This is a genomic window from Nonomuraea sp. NPDC049028 (assembly GCF_043197735.1).
Taxonomy (GTDB): domain Bacteria; phylum Actinomycetota; class Actinomycetes; order Streptosporangiales; family Streptosporangiaceae; genus Nonomuraea.
Window position 1 is genome coordinate 234,527 of the sequence record NZ_JBICTR010000017.1, and the last position, 16,477, is coordinate 251,003.

Sequence of the window (16,477 nt, forward strand, 5' to 3'; positions counted from 1 at the left end):
CGATGAAACCCTTTCCCCATTGTCCCTTGCCGTATGACGAAGTGATCATGCCCATGCGCTTACGCCACCGCCTCACGTCAGGAGCTGCTCTGTGACCACGACACTGATCGACCTCGAGGTCGGCGCCATCATCGATGCCTACCGGACCTGCGAGTTCGTCACTCTCGGGGCTGACGGCACTCCGCTGACCTGGCCCACTGCGGCCTGGCGCCAGCCAGATGGCACGCTGCTCGTCACCACCAGCCTGGCCTTCGCGCAGAAGGCGCTCAACGTCCGCCGGGACGGACGCGTCGCACTGCTCTTCTCCGACCCCACCGGCAGCGGCCGCATCGACACGCCACAGGTCTTCGTCAGCGGGACCGCGACCTGTCCCGATGAGATCAGGACCGGGCCGGACGAGGCGGCGGATTACTGGCGCATGCTCTTCGAACGGCAGCCGCACAGCCGAAACTACCTCCGCGCCCCCGGCCGGTGGCTCATGGACTGGTACTACCTGCGGCTCTTCATCACCGTGACACCCACCCAAGTCGAGGTACGGCCACCACTCGCCAAGTTGACCGCCGCCGAACAGCCCGCGCCCGCGACACCAGCCGCCACCGACCTGCCCGGCGCTGACCTGATCGCCCGCTTCCCGAGCGCGGTCCTCGGCGCCCGGGACGCCTCCGGAGCCCCACTGCTGGTACGCACGCGGCCATGGGCCACCACCGACGGCTTCGCCATCGCGATGGAGGCCACCGACGGCATCGTGCCAGGCGAGGCCAGCCTGCTCGTACACCGGCACGACGACCAGCTCAACGCCATGCACAACGCACTGATCCGCGGCGAACTTCGCGCCGACGGCGACCGCTGGACGATGGTCCCGCGGAAAGTGGTCGAGCCGGCCGGATCCGGCCGCATCAGCGACGCGTTCCGCACCCTGCGCGCCGCCCGCCGCTCCACGGCCCGCTACCTGAAGCGCCGTGGCTTGGCCCGGCCTCGGGTTCAGTGGGACCAGTTCCAGACCCTCGCCACACCCGAAAACGACGCATAACGCGAGCTTGGGGGCGGAGTAGCGCAACAGGTGCTTGCTGCTAGGCCGCCCGCATACAGCCATAGGGCCATGATCACGGGACATGACGGGTTATCGCAGATAGTGAGCCCTTATCTGCGATAGCGCGCTTCCGGCCGCTGGCAGAGGCGCGGCCGACCTCGGGCGCCGCCCGGCACACTCGCGCGCCGGAGCGGGCGACTCGGGGTGCTTATCTGCGACAGCGGTTCGGAGGGGTGCGATGGGGACGGTCCGCCGGCTGAGTCCGCGACCGGAGACGCCGGAGCTCGGCGCGGCCATCGAGGCGTTCCTGGCCACTATCGCCAACCGCAACACCGCCAAGGCGTACGCGATCGCCCTGCGCGCCCTGGCCGCCGAGCACGGCGCTGACGCGCCGCTGACGGACCTGGAGGGCGAGGCCGGCGCCGACCGCCTCGCCGCCTGGTTCACCGCCCGCTGGGGGACGGCGGCCGCGGCCACCTTCAACGCCCGCCGCGACGCGCTCGGCTCCGCGCGACTGGTGGCACGACCAGGACTGGCTGACCGGCGACCCACTGCGCCGCATCCGCCGCGCCCGCACCCCGGACCGCACCAAGGCCCTCGACCGCGCCCAGATCGAAGCCGTGCTGACCCGGCAGAACCTGGCCCTGCGCGAGCGCACCCTGTTCCGGATGCTGTATGAGACGGCCGCCCGCGCCGAGGAGGTCCTGGCCCTCGACGTCACCGACCTCGACCTGCGCAACCGCCGCGCCCGGGTGCGGCGCAAGGGCGGCGCCGTCGACGTCATCGTCTGGCTGATTATGTTCGCGACAACGGACCGCGTTTGCTCGCCAGTTTCGAGCCGGACGGGGATCTCAGTCGATCGGCTCGCGATGCACCCACTCGACGAGATCGTCGGACGCGAGCGCCCGCACGCGCGCGGCGTACCGGGCGAGGTCGGCGTCGTCGAGGAGGTCGCGCCACTGGCCGCTCGTGCCGCGGCTGAAGAACGCGGCGGGATCGATCCAGTGCTCCGGACCGCCGGCGGGGACGGTCGTGTCGGCCCTGCTGCGCATCGACTCGAACGTCGCCGCCTGGACCAGGCGGGGCCATCGGTGCTCGTCGACGTCGATGCCGAGGCGCGCGGCCATCTGCCGCATCTGCCCCTCCAGGTCGGCCTTTAGGTCGTCGTAGTGCAAGTACACGACGTCGAGATCGTCGGCGGCGTCCCGGAACGTCTGCAGGTGCTCTACAGTGCGCCGCAGCGACGACCCGACCTGCGTCGGTGGCGTCTCGTCGTCGACCCACTGCCAGAAGCGGTCCCGCTCGCCGTCGGGGCGCGGCCGCGGTGGCCGCAATGGTCCGAGCTCGATACCGTCGATCGCGGCCGCCCGTTTGCGTTGGCGGAGGAACGCGCTGATGTCGGTGTTGTCGATATGGTGGTCGATCGACAGCCCCACGTCGCGCGGGTCCCGCCCGACGCAGATGTACGTGACCGTCGGATCGTTGGGTATCCCGTCGAGCGGCGTGTGGGTCTTGATGAACCGGCGGTGCGTCTGGGCTTCCAGGTCCGCGAACACGTCTGTGCGGGCGCGAGTCACCATGTCGATCCACGGCGAGAGCGTGTCCAACGGGAGCGGGAGCTCCGGTTCCTGCAGTATGAGCAGGGCGCAGATCATCTGCGTCCACGTCGTCCCGCATTTTGGCGGGGTGCTGATGATGATGTCGCCGGGGCGGAGCTCGAAGCCGTCCCAGCGGTTGCTGTCGTACATACTCGTCTCGTAGCGGCGCACGGCCGTCATCCTTGCAGCGGATCCGATCCCGTGAGGCCCAGATGATTCACCGCACGACATCCTGCCGAGGGCTCAAGACTGAGGTTCCGAAGGGCGTCGCGCAACAGTACGTAGCGCAGCACCCGCCCATAATGCCCGATCTCGAACACTCCGCGAGGGCATCATGAAGGCCAGAGGATGAGCGCCGAACGGCGGCTACGCGCGCGTCTACCTTGGACGCCAATCACGCTAGGTAATCGCGTTGCCGCCACCGGGCAGCTCGGTATGGGTGCGTCTGGGCACGTACCAGTTCGCGACCGACGGCACCGTCACGGCGCGCACGTACCTGTGGTGGCAGACCACGCCCGCCGCCCGCGAGGGCACAGGCACCACACCCGACCTCGATAGCTGCTCGACCGTCAGCGGCGCGGTCGGCCACACCCGCGCCCGCCACTGCGAGGTACTGACGGCGGGCGGGTTCATGGACTCCCCGCCCGAATCGCGCACCGGGACCTTCAGCGTCTCCGGCGACGTCCTGAAAATCACGTGGAACATCGCCCAGACCTGGTCCGAACAGTGGTACCTGCGACCCAACAGCAACGGCACGCTCGTCCGGCTGGAAAGCAAGTACAACTCCCTTGCCACCCACGCCTACGGCTACGGCAGCAACGCGGCGCTGTCCACGCGCCGGGCGATGAGCACCGTGCAAGCCTTCCCCGGGACGCTCAAGCAGGATCTCGCGTCCTGGACGAAGGAGAACGTGACCACCTCGGCCGGGCAGGTGTTCAACAACACGGCCTATCGCACGTGCACAACGACGACCTGGTGCCTGACGTACGCCCAGCCCTCGTCGGCGACCGCGTGCCAGGCGAGCGGCGGCTGCCCCAACTACGGCGGCGGCACGGCCACCAATGACAGCTCGGGCGTCTTCCGCCTCACCGACACCCGGTAGCGGCGAGAGACACCGAGCGGCCCTGCGGCTACGCCCCGTCACGCAGCGCTCGGATCGCGGCGAGCACCTCGGCCCGGTTACCGGCCGCCTTCATCCACGCGGGCAACCGCTCCAACAACGTCTGCGACCCCGCCGGCCTGGGCCGCTCCCGCTGCGTCGCAGCCACGTACTCCTCCAGCAGCTCCAAATGCGGCACGTTGTACGCCCACAACACCCGCCCGCAACACGCCCGCCGCAACCACAACGGCAGCCCGAAGTACGGGTCATCCGGCCCGCCGAACATCGGCACCACGAGCGTGCCACGACCGCTGAAGTACGCATCCCCAGCACCACGACTCCACCGCCGCGGCACCCACTCGGCGACGTGCCCACAGCCAAGACAGGTCAGCCGATGCGGCGCCGTCAACCAGCCCACCGCGTACGCGTGGCCATCGCGATGATCAGGATGCACGGCCACCAAGGCACGCCCGTCACACCGCGGACACCGAACCAGAATCTCCTTGGCGAAATGCCACAGACGGACACCGGGATCCCGAAACCGACCCGCACCGGCTCCCTCGACTTCCACAGCACACATCCTGCCCCGCTGCTTGATCGCTAGGGTGATCGCCCTCCTGCGAAATGCTATGGACCGACCAGAAAGTACCGAACATGGCCATCGAGGAACACCTGCTCGCAACGACCGCGCGTCTGCTCGAGCAGTGGCTGCCGTCCGACTCGCGAACCGGTGTCCCCGCATGGCGCGTGCAGATCATCGGCGGCAGTGCGCCCCGCGTGTTCGACGAGGACTGAGAATCGCCGCCGCCGGTCGACGCAAATTCCTTACGGTCGCGGCCCTGTCCAGGGCTGGCAGCGGCCTGTAGCGAAGGCGAACGCCGCGGCCGCGAAGCCCATCGCGGTCAGCCCCCAGGCCAGCCCGTCGAGCGCGGCGTTCGGTACGACGGCGGCGAACACAACGTGCAAGGGCTGGGAGACGATCAACGCCATCCCGGCCCAGGCGGGAACAATTCCGCCTCGCCACAGCGCGGCCCCGAGCAGCACCACGCCGAGGATGTGGCCGAGAACGAACACCATGGTGGCCGCTGAGACGGCGGGCAGAGCTTGCACGTCGTCGAGGAGCCGGGCGGCCGAACCGAGGTCGAGACCATCGCGGACCGCTGACAGCGCGACGTGGTCGCTGACCCCAACGGCGTACAGCGAGGAGAAGCCGGCGACGGTCAGCACCATCCCGGCCGTCCCCAGCCGGGGGGAGCGCCGGACCGCGAGCAGGCCGATCGCGATCGTCCCCGGCACCAGCGTCAGGGTGGCGGCGAAGGCGAGCCACAGCACCACGCTCTGGGCGTCCTGGTGGGCGGCGACCTTGCCGACGAGCCCGGCTGAGTCGTCGGTCGTAGAGTACGGCAGGATGGCCCGCAAGATCGCGACGGCCAGCGGGCCGACCGGGATGAGCAGCGCGAGCGCGGCACGCAGCGGCGGGACGGCCTCGCGCGTGGTCGTGGGCATGGCGGTGGTCATGCAAGAGCCTCCGAGATCGTAGGGGTGGAGGACAGATGCCAGAAGCGTCCGCCTTCGCCGTTCCCAGGCGCATGGGCCAGGGCCGCCGAGAGGCCCGAAGGATTTCCCGGCCGTACCAGGAGCGCACACCCACGACAGACGGGCCTGTGCACCTCATCATGTGCTCATGACACCGGGTGATTCCGCCACCTCGCCGGCGCAGGCACGGTGGCCGGCCGTACTGGCCGCCGGGCTCTTCGGCATCGCCGTTGCCGAGGTCGCCGTCGCCGTGATCGGCAGTGCGGTGGCCGGGATGACCTGGATCGAGGCGTGGGACCACTTCGTCGTGACCAACGCGGCGATGGGCCTGTCGTTTCCGATCGGCGGTGTCCTGGTGGCCTGGCACCGGCCTCGCAACCCGGTCGGCTGGCTGTTGCTGGCCGCCGGGATCGGGCACGCGACGACGGCCGCGATCGTCCCTTTGGCCGAGGCCGGTGTGCGCGACGGTTGGCCCGGCGGGCTGATTCGCACGCTCGTCACCGTCGCGGCGTGGGCGTGGCCGTGGTCGATCGGGTTGTGCCTGCCGCTGATCCTGCAGCTCTTCCCCGATGGCCGTCCCGTCTTTCGGCGGCTGATGTGGGCCACCGTGGTGACCTCGCCGCTGTTCGTACTGGAGATGGGTACCAGCCCGGATCCCGTCGTCGCCGGAATTCCCGGTTACCTGATCATCCACGCCGACCTTGACCCGCTGTGGACGGCGGTCGAGGTGCGCGGCCTGGCCGCCATAGCGGTAGGCCTGGTGGCGCTGGTGGTGCGCTACCGGCGCGGAGACGAGCGGCGGCGCCGTCAGCTGCTGTGGCTGATGCAGGCGGTGCTGCTCGTCCTGATCGTGCTGGTGCCGTGGGGGGTTCTGCAGAACGCGCCGGTTTACGTCCTGCTCGCGATCCCGCTCATTCCCGCCGCGATGACCGTGGCGATCCTGCGCCACCAGCTGCTCGACATCCGGCTGGTGCTCTCGAGAACGGTGCTGTACGCGCTGCTCACGGCCGTCGTCGTCGCCTCGTACGTCGGCCTGGTGGCTCTGCTCGACAGCGTGATGCGGCGTGAGGCCGGGCTGGGCAGCTCGGCGGCGGTCACCGTGCTGATCGCCGTGGGGTTCAATCCGGTGCGCGTACGCCTCCAGCGCATCGTGGACCGGATCGTGTATGGGGACCGCGCCGATCCCGTACGGGCGGTGTCACGGGTCGGGGCGCGGCTGGACACCGGTCTTCCCGGAGTGCTGGAGGCCGTACGGGAGGCGCTGCGCCTGCCGTTCGCCGCCCTCCGCACCGATGACACCGAGGTGGCGGCCTGCGGCGCACCGCCTGAACTGCTGCACACGATCCCGCTCACCTACGGCGGGGTACGGGTGGGTGAGGTGGTCATCGGCCTGCGTGCCGGTGAGAAACGCCTCGGCGGCCCGGACCGGGCGGTCCTGGAGCTGCTGGCGGCGCCGCTGTCGGTGGCGGTGCACGCGGTCGCCCTATCCGAGCAGCTGCAGCGTTCCCGCGAGGCCCTGGTGGTGGCCCGCGAGGAGGAACGGCGGCGCCTGCGCCGCGATCTGCACGACGGCCTGGGCCCGGTGCTGACCGGCGTGACGTTCAAGGCCGACGCCGCAGGCAACCTCCTGGCCACCGACCCCGGCAGCGCCCGTGCGCTCCTGACCGAACTTCGCACCGAAACCGCTCAGGCCATTGACGACATCCGGCGGCTCGTCTACGACCTCCGGCCACCGGCCCTGGACGACCTCGGCCTGGCCGGCGCGATCCGGCAACGCGCCGCCCAGCTCGAACGCCCCGGCTTGACGGTACGCGTCGAGGCCACCGGCCTTCCCGCCCTGCCCGCGGCTGTGGAGGCGGCGGCGTACCGGATCGCGGTGGAGGCCCTCACCAACGCGGTCCGGCACTCCAGCGCCGGCCGAGTGCGTATACGGATCCACGCTGACGGACACCCGGCCGCCCACCACCTGCACGTTGAGGTGGCCGACGACGGAGGTGGATCCGGCGCGTGGCGGCCGGGAGTCGGCATGCGATCGATGCGCGAGCGCGCCGCCGAACTGGGCGGCACCTGCATCGCGGGCCCCGAGCCCACCGGCGGCCGGGTGACGGCCACGCTACCCTTGGGGGCGACATGATCAGAATTGTGCTGGCCGACGACCACCCGGTGGTGCGCAGCGGCCTGCGCGCGCTACTGGACTCCATCAGCGGCCTGACCGTCGTGGCGGAGGCGGCCGACGGCCACGCCGCCGTACGCGAGGCGGTGACGCACAAGCCCGACGTCCTGGTCATGGACATCCAGATGCCACGTCTGGACGGCATCGAGGCCACCCGCCAGATCGCCCGCGCGGCGCCCGAGGTCGCGGTGCTCATGCTCACCATGTACGAGGACGACGACTCGGTGTTCTCCGCGATGCGTGCCGGTGCCCGCGGCTATCTGCTCAAGGGCGCCCAGCAGGACGAGATCGCCCGCGCCATCCACGCCGTCGCCGCCGGCCAAGCCATCTTCGGCCCCGGCGTGGCCCGCCGGGTACTGGGCTTCTTCGCCGCCCCGCCGGCCGTCCAGGACCCCTTTCCGGAGCTCACCGGCCGCGAGCGGGAGATCCTCGATCTCATCGCCGCCGGCCGTCCCAATGGCCAGATCGCCCGCCACCTGGTCATCGCTCCGAAAACGGTCGCCAACCACATCTCCAGCATCTTCACCAAGCTCCAGGTGGCCGACCGCGCCGAAGCCATCATCCGCGCCCGCGACGCCGGCCTCGGCCGCCCCTGACGGACGTCTTCTCCCGAACGTGCTTTTCAGCTTCATATGAAGGGCGCGCAGCGCATACCAGTGTCGTTGGTCAACACTCTGGAACCAGCCTGTGGGTTGAGCAGATACCGCCTGCTATAGCCAGCGGCAGGGCCGATCCTTGCTCCCCCGACTTGGACGAGAGCGCGCCTACGCCCCGTCACGCAGCGCTCGGATCGCGGCGAGCACCTCGGCCCGGTTACCAGACGCCTTCATTCACACGGGCACCCGCTCCAGCAACGTCTGCGACCCCGCCGGCCTGGGCCGCTCCCGCTGCGCCGCCGCCACATACTCCTCCAGCAGCTCCAAATGCGGCACGTTGTACGCCCACAACACCCGCCCCGGCACCCATTCGGCGACATGACCACGCCCGAGACAGGTCAGCCGATGTGGCGCCGTCAACCAGCCCATCGCGTACGCGTGGCCATCGCGATGATCAGGATGTACAGCCACCAACGCACGCTCATCACACCGCGGACACCGAACCAGAATCTCCCTGGCGAAATGCCACAGACGGACACCGGGATCGCGAAACCGACCCGCACCGGCTCGCTCGACTTTCACAGCACACATCCTGCCCCGCCCGGCAAATCCGCGCCTTTCGTCGGCCCCAGCCTCCTGCGTCCGCCCATCGCCAGACCGAAGAGTGCTCTTTATCAGGGCCGACCATCCCGGGACCGCACCCTCCAGACCCCGGCCCTCGCACCCGACTCGCGCACCGGCCTCTCCGCATGGCGCGTGCAGGTCATCGGCGGCAGTGCGCAGCCCCGCGTGGTCGACGACGGAGTCGACTTCTAGGCCCTTCCAATATACCGACTATCGGTATATAAAGATCCTGTGTCCAAGTTACGCCCTTTGCAGGAGCCTTCGTTCCTCATACTCACCGCGCTGGCCACCGAGCCCCAGCACGGCTACGGCATCATCAGCGATGTGGAGCGCATCTCCGAGAGTGAGGTCCGGTTGCGGGCCGGCACTCTGTACGCCGCCCTGGACCGGCTCCAGTCCGAAGGCCTGATCGCGGAGGACCGGGAGGAGATCGTCGGCGGGCGGTTGCGGCGCTACTACCGGCTCACCGACGAGGGCAGCGCCCGTCTGGCCGCCGAGGTCGAACGGCTGCGGCGCAACGCCAGGACCGCCGCCGCCCGGCTGCACACGCGCCCCGCCGGAGGTGTCGCGTGAGCGACCTCGAACGGCGTTACCGCAGCCTTCTCCGCTGGTACCCGCGCGAGCACCGCGAGCGGCACGAGGAGGAGATGCTCAGTGTGCTGATGGAGTCGGCGCGGCCAGGGCAGAGTCGTCCGGAGCCGCGTGACACCCTCGACCTCGTCAAGGGGGCCGCCGCGATCCGCGCGCGCTGGGCGTTCGGGCCGGAGTCCATGGCGCAGTGGCGGGATGCGATGCGTGTCGTCGCGGTGGTCGGTCCCATAGTGTTGCTCATCTACCAGATGCAGTTGCGCATCAGCGGTGAGCTGCTTCTGATAGGCATCCTGACCGTCTTCCTGGCCTGGACCAATCGCCGCTGGCCTGCTGCGGCGGTCGCGTGGATCTGGGCACTCCTGTTCAGCGCGGGCATGGCCGCCGCGGCGATGTTGTCGGCCACAGGCTTCTCCTTGGATATGGGGGTGGCACTCGGCGGCATCGTTGGCTCTTTCGCGCTTGTGGCGGCGGTGCTGACGGGGGTGGCGCAGCCGCGTCAAGGGCTGTCGCTGGTGGGGCGCGGGCGGATCCTGGCGTGGTCCGGGGCGGCTCTGACGGTGGTCGTCGGGACGTGGCAGCTGGAGGCTGCCCTGCGGGAGGTCGGAGTGCCGCCCGAACTGCTCCTGCTCGGGCTGTGTGCGGTGGTCTGCGGAGTGGCCGCACAGTCTCCGGTAGGGCGCAGGAGCGTGGTGGTCCTCTCGCCGGTCATGCTGGCGATGTTCCCCCAGCTCATGATGGTTGGGTTGTGGGGGGTCGCGCTGTTGGGGCTGGGGTCGGCCGGGTTTCTGGTCGCCGCCTTCCGTTCTAGGACGCCGGCGTTAAGCGGGTCATCGACGGATGAGTGATGCTGGAACGGCAGCCAAGACCTTCCGCGGCCGCCGGCGCATGCCGAGTCCCCCATGCGCAAGGTGATCGTTTTCCTGATCGCGCTCGTCGTCCTGCTCATCATCGACCGAGTCGCCGTAGCGAACGTCGAGCGCGACCTTGCGAACAGAATCGCCGCCGCTCCCGGCCTTTCCGGCACACCAGCTGTGTCAATCGAGGGCATCCCGTTTCTCACGCAGGCCGTGTCGGGGCGCTATCCAGAGGTGCGGTTCAATCTCGGCACTTTCAGCTACGGCGGCGTGCCGGTCAGGAACCTGCGGGGCGCCGCGTACGACGTAACGGCGTCCCTCGCTGATGTCCTGCAGAACCAAGCCCGTGTCCAGGCAGGTCGCGTGAGCATCAGCGGCACCCTCACCAGGGCGACGATCGACGAATACGCGCCGAGTGGCGTGAAGATCGGCGGCAACGGGGGACGGCTCACGGCCTCGGGGGAGATAACGATCGGGGCGGACAAGGTGAAGTTCAACGCCGAGATGCGCGTCGAGGTCGCCGACGGGAGGATCAGGCTCCAGGCCGACAAGATCCAGGGCGTGCCCGTGCCTGACCAGATCGCACAGCTGATCTCCTACCCGATCCCGTTCAAGGGGGATCTGCCCTTCGACGTGAAGCTGACCAGGGTCAAAAGTGTGCCGGAAGGACTGGAGTTTTCCGCCGAGGCGTTTGACGTGCCGATTCGTGGATGAGATGACACCATTTCGCCCTGTCGTCCGTGAAGAGGGCGGGCACAGCAGGCGCCGAGGCTGAGCTCCTCATCGGCTGACGGCGGGAACCTACGGTCCTCTGGGACGTTCTAGGATGCAGGCGACCCAAGGAGATCCACGTTGGAAGATCTGTTCCCGTACTTCCCGCTGCTGTTCGTGGCGTTTGGGGCATTGATCATTCTAAGGTCGATCAAGGGAATCATCGACGGCAAGCAGTTCGTCCGGCAGGCGCAGCGGGTGCCAGGCGTGGTCAGCGACGTCCGGACCACGTTCGTGGGTCGGGGGGAGCATTTGAGGGCGATGCAGCGGCCAGTTCTGACCTTCACGACCGTGGAGGGGCGGGAAATCACCACCGAGGCAGTGACCACCTCCGACCTTGGCATCGGCAACGAGACCGAGGTGCTCTACGACCCGCAGGACCCGACCAGCGCCATGCCCGCGGACGACGACGCCGGCGGCGGCTACAGCGGAATCGTCATCGGGCTTATCGCGGTCGTCATCGGCTTGGCCTTCTTCTCTGCTTTCTCTCGTTTCCCTGGCTTCTGAGAGGGCGACCGAAAGGCCCGGTGCTAGATCCGGCATGCCGATGGCTTGGCCTTCCCCTGATCTGAAACGTTCGGAACTGGTGATCTTCAGGGGCATTGTGCTGCTTTCATGGTCGGGTGAGGTATGAAGAGGCGCTGTCCGGCGTGCGTGAGCTGTGCGTTGAACATCTGGGTGAACACGTGGGGGGCCAACTGGTGGCGTTGGCGCGGCCCGGGTTCGATCTGAAGCCTGCGGATGATGACGCCGAGGCGACCGGGCTGTGCCGCTGGGGCGGCCCGGCGCTGCTGGAGCCGGGCACACGGTGGCCTGAGTACGCGGGAGTGCCGCTCAGCCTGTATGCCGTGCTCGATGTCGGCGCGCTCGGCCCGTGGCTCGGTGATCAGATCCCGTCGACCGGGTCCGCGCTGCTCAATTTCTTCTTCTTGGATCCATGGACCGGATCCAAGGAGGTTCCGAAAGATGCCGGCAGCTTCAGCTATGACGATCCGCGGGTATGCCGGGTCGTACCTGCTGACCCGCAACGCGCGGTCGAGGTCCCGGCACCGGATCCGGCCCCGAGGTTCGACCGCGTTCGGATGCACGCCAACCCTGCCGTCACTTTGCCCTCGATGTCGTCCTACGACTGCGATCCGGTACTCAGCGCCCTCGACTACGGAGACGAGATCGAGCGGTCATCCCTCTACCGCGTGAATCCCGGCTGGCTGGTGGTCGACAAGTTCGGCGAGGACGCCTGGCCGAGGTACTGCGAGGACGAGCAAGGTATCGAGTGGGGTGGCATACGCAATCAGGCGTTCGGTTGGCCGCCGATCCGCAGCTACGGCGTTGACCTGTTGCGGGAGCTGTCGCCGGAGGAGCCTTATGCTCACCTGCTCACTCTGGCCGGCACCGACATGTGGGAGTGGGGCGACGGCGGCATTTTGCGGTTTGTCGCCCCGGCCAAAGCACTCCGGGCAGGCGACATGAGCCAGGTGCGAGCCAACCCCGACGACTGGTAAAACCGCGATCTCATGACCCATTGGTGAGCACAGCTGTCTCATTCGGTGAGCTCTGCGAGCGCCGGCCACACCTCCACAGCCGCGAAGGCGCCGGGGAAGGAGTACACCAGCCGGCCATCCGGGGTGAAGGTCATGGTGCTCACCGGTATCCACCCCGGCCCCGGTTCCGGTCCCATCACTGCGAGCGGTTGCCCGCCTGGGTCCAGGAGGTATACGCGTCCGCCGTAGTCGACGGCCACGGTCCCGTCCGCCGGATTCAGCGCCGCCACGCAGGTGTGCACCATGTCCTTTCCTGGGACCATGTTCACCCTGTCGTGTCGGGGTATCGACCCCCAGTTCTCCAGGGGACGCCGACCGTCGAGGCCGCCCACGCACAGTTGACCGTCGGCCGCCAGCACGCGACCGCGTACCGAGTCTGCCAGGACGGTCCGGATCCAGACCCCGTTGTCACTCGCGGGCGAACTCAAGGCTGGAAATCGGGCGTCGGCGTCCCGCAGCGTCCGGATCGGTACGCCTGTCCGCAGATCCCAGAGCACGATCGAACGATCCCAGCTCATCGTGATCACATGGCGCTCGTCGTGGGTTACCGCGACCCACATCACCTCTTCTGTACCCGGCAGCGTGAATCTGCAGGATCCCTGGCGCAAATCCCAGACCCGCGTACCGTCCCGGGCCGCCGTGACCACGATTCGACCCACCGCCGACACCGCCAGGATCGGGTGGCGGTGCCCGGGCAACACCATGGTTACCGTCCAGCTCGCCATGTCCCAGATCCGGATGCCGTACTCGCCGAAAGCGTGCATGCTCGTGGCCATCAGCCGACCATCTGGGGTCACCGAAAGCGCGGAGACCCCCAGCGAGCCCGACTCCACTCGGACCGCCTCACTGGTGGACAGCGAGACGGTAAACAAGCGGCCGTAGGCGTCGACGACCACACAGGTGTCCCCGTCAGGGAGGACCGCTCGCGCCTCAGGGATGTACGCCTGCTTGATCCTTATCTTGCGAATCGGTGTCAGAACTTCGATCAACGGCTTGCTCCAGGGTCGGTGACAACGCCGCCGACCGCTGAGACCCGGACCTCGAAGCGATCTGGCGATCAAGTCCGGCCAACCATATCGGTCAAGATCGACAGCTGCCTCGGTCTTGTCTCCCTGACGCGTGCCGTTCGCGGAGGCCACCGAGTATCGGCGCCGGGAGCAAAACGCACGAGAACCACCGCCCTGCACGGCGCCTTGCCCGAGCCCGGCCCGCTCGTGGCCGTGCAGTCGGTCGACGACTCGCCCCGCTTCCACGTGGACATCGAGACCGACGACGTCGAGGCGGAGACCCGGCGCCTGCTCGCCCTGGGCGCGAGTGAGGTGGCGCAGTGGCAGGAGTGCCGCACTCTGCGCGTCCCCGGCGGTCATCTCATGTGCGTGCTGCCCCCTTCGGACGGAAACGGTGGTCACACTTGATCACCAGTCAGCCCGGATAGTAGACGTCTGTACTAACACTCGCTCCTGGCGGCCTCGGCGACATAGCCGGCGACGTTGTCGGTGAGCTTGCGTCACACACGCAGAACGGTGACCTGTCGACCGGACGGCGTGGTCGCCTGCTCGAAAGCGCCTCGTTCCTTCCAGGCCGCCGCTTCGGGGCGGCGGTCGAAGATCACCAGTACGCCGGTGGTCAGGGTGAGGCGGTCCAGGTATTGGTCGAGCTGGGCGAGCCCGCTGGGTGTCGGGTCGTTCTCGCTTGTTCGCCAGACCTTCAATTCCATGGCCTCCCGTTGCATGAGCCGGTCGCCGTCGGGGCCGGTGTAGGGCCAGCGGACCAGTACGTCCAGGCGTTTGGTGCCGGCGGCGTACTCGCGGTCGAGCTGGCCGCCGCCGTTGACCAGCCGGTGCAGGAAGGCCATGAGGATGATCTGGCAGGCGGCCTCGTGGTAGCCCTCTTGCTGGATGAGCACCTCGCCGTGCTCGCGCCAGAACACGACGAACTCCTCCAGCAGCCGCGGCAGGTCGAAACGGCCGTCCGGGAGCACGAAGCTGTGCGGGTCGGCCATCACGCGCTGTTCCGATGGGTCTCCCAGTACACGCAGGATGACCTCCCGGTAGATCGGGTTGGCCACCTTCAGCGGGGGTTTCTGCTCAACCAGGCCCAGATCCCGGACGTAGGACAGGTCGTCGGAGAAGGTGGGGTCGGCGTCGGGGTGGTTTCCGGCGACGATCGGTTCGATCACCCGCTTGACTCTGGGCTCGTGCAGTCGGGCCACGAGGGAGTCCAGGTGGGTGGCGCGGGCCCGGATGAGCCGCTCTTTGGCCTCATCCACCTGTGTGGTGGTGATGGTGCCGGTCACCCCCATCTTGAAGGTGATCTCGTTGGCGAGGGCGTTGACCAGCCATGGCTGTCCCTGGGTCAGCTCGAAGACACGGTCCACCGCGTCCTTGGTGAACTCCTGGCCGGTGGCCTGGGCGTGCTGGTCGTAGAGTTCGGTGATCTGGTCGGCGGTGAAGTCGCCCAGACGCAGCGACTCGGCGATGATGTTGAAGGGGCTGGCGGGGTTGGACCGGTCGGGGTCACCGCCCGAGGCGACCTTGTAATCACGCACGTCGCGCAACCCGCACAACACCGCCGACGTCGGAAACGGATGGCCTTCCGGCCGTACGTTGTGCCCGTCGCGGAGCTGGCTGAGGATATTGACCATGCTGTTGCCTTGCAGGGCGTCGATCTCATCAAGGAACAGCACCACCCGGCGCGGGCAGCGGCGGCACCACTCGCTCAGTGCCTTACCGAACCGTCTGCCCAGTGTGGCCTGCGGCCAGGAAGCCGGAGGGAGCAGCGCGTCCGGCCATCCCGATCTTTCGGTGGCCTCGCGGAGGGAGTCCAGCAGAATCTGCTCCGTGAGGGCGAGGTCGTCACCGACCCCCTTGGTAGTCTCGCAAGAGAACGTCAGGGCGGCGATGTCGCCTTCGGCGGTTAGCTCGGAGGCCAGGGTGCGCAGCGTGGTCGTCTTGCCGGTCTGCCGGGGCGCGTGCAGCACGAAGTAGCGGTCCATCTCGATGAGCGCCCGTGCTTCGGGGAGCCGTGGTGCGGGGGGCAGCATGTAGTGCCGCTGCGGGTCGCACGGACCGGTGGTATTGAAGAATTTCGCTCGGAGTGGCCGCATGGTCACATTCTGCCATTACTCGCTCTGTCGATGACGAGATTCCATGTCGGCTGCGCGAGGTGGTAGAGCAGGTGGCGGTGAGCGGGGGCGTCATGTGCAATTCTCGTGTAACGGCACCGATGATCTGGACGCCCCTCATAGAGGATGAGGCTATCTTGTACGGTCGGGTGCCAGGCTCATCGCGCCTCGCCGCGCAGGATCCGTTCGTAGAGACTTCGCCGGCGGCTACAGCAGAATCGTCTTCGGGCTCATCGCGGTCGTCATCGGCCTGTTCTTCTTCGCTGCCTTCTCTCGTATCCCTGGTTCCTCTAGTTTCTCCGGTGATTTCAGGGGTGAGAGCTGGCTCCACCTACCGGCGAGTTTTGGCCCCATTTAGCGATCTTGGGGGTCTTGATCACGGGTGAGTTTTGGCCCCACCCGAGGCATAGCTGAGGCCTTGATGGCGGGTTGAGCCCGTGACGATCGCTGGCTGTGGCTGATGGCCGGGGGGTTGCCGGGGGCGATCGGCGCCGCAGGGCCTCCTTCGTCGGCTCGATGGTTATCTTGGGTTCTCGAGCGACTTCGCTGGTCAGTGGTCTGCAGCGCTGTAAGGCAAGTGGACCGATCTCGGCCGCTGTCGAGTGGCGTTCCAAGAGGCCGCCACGTGCCTCACCCGGGCTCTAAGATCATGGCGAGTGGCGTTCGCTCAGGTGTTGATCAAGTCAGCGAGAGTGCCACCTGACGCTGATGCATCACTGAAGGTCTCCGCCGCCTGCCTCAGGGTCTTGAGCGTTCCGGCTGTTCAGCGGTTGATGATCGGTAAGGCATGTCAGGCAAGTGGGTCAGCCGCCAGGACGATGTCGACGTGGTTCAGGCTCATGGCGGGGCATCATGCACGAGAGCACCGACAATTTTGGGAGACGCCGATGCCGGACAGCCCCGACGTGCCGGACGACGTCCTCGACCGCCTCCGCGCGCT

General features: G+C 68.1%; 19 protein-coding genes and 1 pseudogene. 14 read left to right on the forward strand and 6 right to left on the reverse strand.

Features of this window, described 5'->3' with window-relative positions; translation table 11 throughout:
- The first annotated feature begins 91 nt into the window (after positions 1-91).
- From ACGFJ2_RS51845 to ACGFJ2_RS51855, 3 genes and pseudogenes are all read left to right on the forward strand, one after another.
- On the forward strand, positions 92-1,030 hold the full coding sequence (locus tag ACGFJ2_RS51845) for a pyridoxamine 5'-phosphate oxidase family protein (protein ID WP_393481455.1): 939 nt from the start codon (positions 92-94) through the stop codon (positions 1,028-1,030).
- A 238-nt stretch (positions 1,031-1,268) separates the two neighbouring features.
- A complete protein-coding gene (locus ACGFJ2_RS51850) occupies positions 1,269-1,709 on the forward strand; it encodes a hypothetical protein (RefSeq protein WP_393481458.1) in 441 nt (146 codons plus the stop codon).
- Positions 1,690-1,740 (forward strand): annotated as a pseudogene (locus tag ACGFJ2_RS51855) (hypothetical protein); the annotation flags it as partial. The gene ACGFJ2_RS51850 and the pseudogene ACGFJ2_RS51855, both read left to right, overlap by 20 nt.
- A 141-nt stretch (positions 1,741-1,881) precedes the next feature.
- Here ACGFJ2_RS51855 and ACGFJ2_RS51860 read toward each other — a convergent pair.
- Positions 1,882-2,799 carry a sulfotransferase domain-containing protein gene (locus ACGFJ2_RS51860; RefSeq protein ID WP_393481461.1) on the reverse strand — a complete coding sequence of 306 codons (918 nt, stop codon included), beginning with the start codon at positions 2,797-2,799 and terminating at the stop codon, positions 1,882-1,884.
- A gap of 268 nt (positions 2,800-3,067) precedes the next feature.
- Between ACGFJ2_RS51860 and ACGFJ2_RS51865 the strand changes: the two genes are divergently transcribed.
- Entirely contained in the window at positions 3,068-3,730 is a 663-nt protein-coding gene (locus ACGFJ2_RS51865; protein ID WP_393481464.1) for a hypothetical protein, read from the forward strand.
- A gap of 28 nt (positions 3,731-3,758) precedes the next feature.
- Here ACGFJ2_RS51865 and ACGFJ2_RS51870 read toward each other — a convergent pair whose 3' ends face one another.
- Positions 3,759-4,181, reverse strand: a complete 423-nt coding sequence (locus tag ACGFJ2_RS51870; protein WP_393481467.1) for a hypothetical protein — start codon at positions 4,179-4,181, stop codon at positions 3,759-3,761.
- Positions 4,182-4,381: 200 nt separating this feature from the next.
- On the opposite strand from ACGFJ2_RS51870, the gene ACGFJ2_RS51875 reads away from it, so the two are divergent.
- Positions 4,382-4,522 carry a hypothetical protein gene (locus tag ACGFJ2_RS51875; RefSeq protein WP_393481469.1) on the forward strand — a complete coding sequence of 47 codons (141 nt, stop codon included), beginning with the start codon at positions 4,382-4,384 and terminating at the stop codon, positions 4,520-4,522.
- A 30-nt stretch (positions 4,523-4,552) separates the two neighbouring features.
- Here ACGFJ2_RS51875 and ACGFJ2_RS51880 read toward each other — a convergent pair whose 3' ends face one another.
- Positions 4,553-5,245 carry a hypothetical protein gene (locus ACGFJ2_RS51880; protein ID WP_393481472.1) on the reverse strand — a complete coding sequence of 231 codons (693 nt, stop codon included), beginning with the start codon at positions 5,243-5,245 and terminating at the stop codon, positions 4,553-4,555.
- A gap of 166 nt (positions 5,246-5,411) precedes the next feature.
- Here ACGFJ2_RS51880 and ACGFJ2_RS51885 point away from each other — a divergent pair, with 166 nt between their 5' ends.
- Together ACGFJ2_RS51885 and ACGFJ2_RS51890 are read left to right on the forward strand one after the other, a co-directional pair.
- Positions 5,412-7,397 carry a sensor histidine kinase gene (locus ACGFJ2_RS51885; RefSeq protein ID WP_393481475.1) on the forward strand — a complete coding sequence of 662 codons (1,986 nt, stop codon included), beginning with the start codon at positions 5,412-5,414 and terminating at the stop codon, positions 7,395-7,397.
- A complete protein-coding gene (locus ACGFJ2_RS51890) occupies positions 7,394-8,032 on the forward strand; it encodes a response regulator transcription factor (RefSeq protein WP_357943186.1) in 639 nt (212 codons plus the stop codon). The genes ACGFJ2_RS51885 and ACGFJ2_RS51890 overlap by 4 nt, the downstream gene beginning before the upstream one ends.
- A 234-nt stretch (positions 8,033-8,266) precedes the next feature.
- Here the strand turns inward: ACGFJ2_RS51890 and ACGFJ2_RS51895 are convergent, their stop codons facing one another.
- On the reverse strand, positions 8,267-8,461 hold the full coding sequence (locus ACGFJ2_RS51895) for a hypothetical protein (protein WP_357943184.1): 195 nt from the start codon (positions 8,459-8,461) through the stop codon (positions 8,267-8,269).
- A gap of 9 nt (positions 8,462-8,470) precedes the next feature.
- Here ACGFJ2_RS51895 and ACGFJ2_RS51900 point away from each other — a divergent pair, with 9 nt between their 5' ends.
- The 6 genes from ACGFJ2_RS51900 (at position 8,471) to ACGFJ2_RS51925 (ending at position 12,374) form a co-directional block, all read left to right on the forward strand.
- Positions 8,471-8,848, forward strand: a complete 378-nt coding sequence (locus tag ACGFJ2_RS51900) for a hypothetical protein (RefSeq protein ID WP_357943182.1) — start codon at positions 8,471-8,473, stop codon at positions 8,846-8,848.
- A 39-nt stretch (positions 8,849-8,887) separates the two neighbouring features.
- A complete protein-coding gene (locus tag ACGFJ2_RS51905; protein ID WP_357943180.1) occupies positions 8,888-9,229 on the forward strand; it encodes a helix-turn-helix transcriptional regulator in 342 nt (113 codons plus the stop codon).
- Complete coding sequence (locus ACGFJ2_RS51910) at positions 9,226-10,092, forward strand: hypothetical protein (RefSeq protein WP_393481480.1); 867 nt, start codon at positions 9,226-9,228, stop codon at positions 10,090-10,092. The genes ACGFJ2_RS51905 and ACGFJ2_RS51910 overlap by 4 nt, the downstream gene beginning before the upstream one ends.
- Before the next feature lie 54 nt (positions 10,093-10,146).
- Positions 10,147-10,815: a DUF2993 domain-containing protein gene (locus tag ACGFJ2_RS51915; RefSeq protein ID WP_393481483.1), complete on the forward strand. Its 669-nt coding sequence runs from the start codon at positions 10,147-10,149 to the stop codon at positions 10,813-10,815.
- Positions 10,816-10,953: 138 nt separating this feature from the next.
- Complete coding sequence (locus ACGFJ2_RS51920) at positions 10,954-11,379, forward strand: DUF3592 domain-containing protein (protein WP_393481486.1); 426 nt, start codon at positions 10,954-10,956, stop codon at positions 11,377-11,379.
- Between the two features lie 116 nt (positions 11,380-11,495).
- On the forward strand, positions 11,496-12,374 hold the full coding sequence (locus tag ACGFJ2_RS51925) for a DUF1963 domain-containing protein (RefSeq protein ID WP_393481489.1): 879 nt from the start codon (positions 11,496-11,498) through the stop codon (positions 12,372-12,374).
- 38 nt (positions 12,375-12,412) lie between these two features.
- Here ACGFJ2_RS51925 and ACGFJ2_RS51930 read toward each other — a convergent pair whose 3' ends face one another.
- Positions 12,413-13,474, reverse strand: a complete 1,062-nt coding sequence (locus tag ACGFJ2_RS51930) for a WD40 repeat domain-containing protein (RefSeq protein WP_393481492.1) — start codon at positions 13,472-13,474, stop codon at positions 12,413-12,415.
- A 132-nt stretch (positions 13,475-13,606) separates the two neighbouring features.
- Between ACGFJ2_RS51930 and ACGFJ2_RS51935 the strand changes: the two genes are divergently transcribed.
- Positions 13,607-13,828 (forward strand): VOC family protein, encoded by a 222-nt coding sequence (locus ACGFJ2_RS51935; protein WP_393481495.1) that lies wholly within the window; start codon positions 13,607-13,609, stop codon positions 13,826-13,828.
- 92 nt (positions 13,829-13,920) lie between these two features.
- Here the strand turns inward: ACGFJ2_RS51935 and ACGFJ2_RS51940 are convergent, their stop codons facing one another.
- Complete coding sequence (locus ACGFJ2_RS51940; protein WP_393481498.1) at positions 13,921-15,519, reverse strand: ATP-binding protein; 1,599 nt, start codon at positions 15,517-15,519, stop codon at positions 13,921-13,923.
- Positions 15,520-16,477 lie beyond the last annotated feature (958 nt).

What these genes read in the sequence shown, in the direction of transcription:
- ACGFJ2_RS51875 (WP_393481469.1), top strand. Translation starts at nt 4,382, where the DNA reads ATGGCCATCGAGGAACACCTGCTCGCAACGACCGCGCGTCTGCTCGAG.
- ACGFJ2_RS51890 (WP_357943186.1), top strand. Translation starts at nt 7,394, where the DNA reads ATGATCAGAATTGTGCTGGCCGACGACCACCCGGTGGTGCGCAGCGGC.
- ACGFJ2_RS51940 (WP_393481498.1), bottom strand. Translation starts at nt 15,519, where the DNA reads ATGCGGCCACTCCGAGCGAAATTCTTCAATACCACCGGTCCGTGCGAC.
- ACGFJ2_RS51895 (WP_357943184.1), bottom strand. Translation starts at nt 8,461, where the DNA reads ATGGGCTGGTTGACGGCGCCACATCGGCTGACCTGTCTCGGGCGTGGT.
- ACGFJ2_RS51880 (WP_393481472.1), bottom strand. Translation starts at nt 5,245, where the DNA reads ATGACCACCGCCATGCCCACGACCACGCGCGAGGCCGTCCCGCCGCTG.
- ACGFJ2_RS51915 (WP_393481483.1), top strand. Translation starts at nt 10,147, where the DNA reads ATGCGCAAGGTGATCGTTTTCCTGATCGCGCTCGTCGTCCTGCTCATC.
- ACGFJ2_RS51850 (WP_393481458.1), top strand. Translation starts at nt 1,269, where the DNA reads ATGGGGACGGTCCGCCGGCTGAGTCCGCGACCGGAGACGCCGGAGCTC.
- ACGFJ2_RS51885 (WP_393481475.1), top strand. Translation starts at nt 5,412, where the DNA reads ATGACACCGGGTGATTCCGCCACCTCGCCGGCGCAGGCACGGTGGCCG.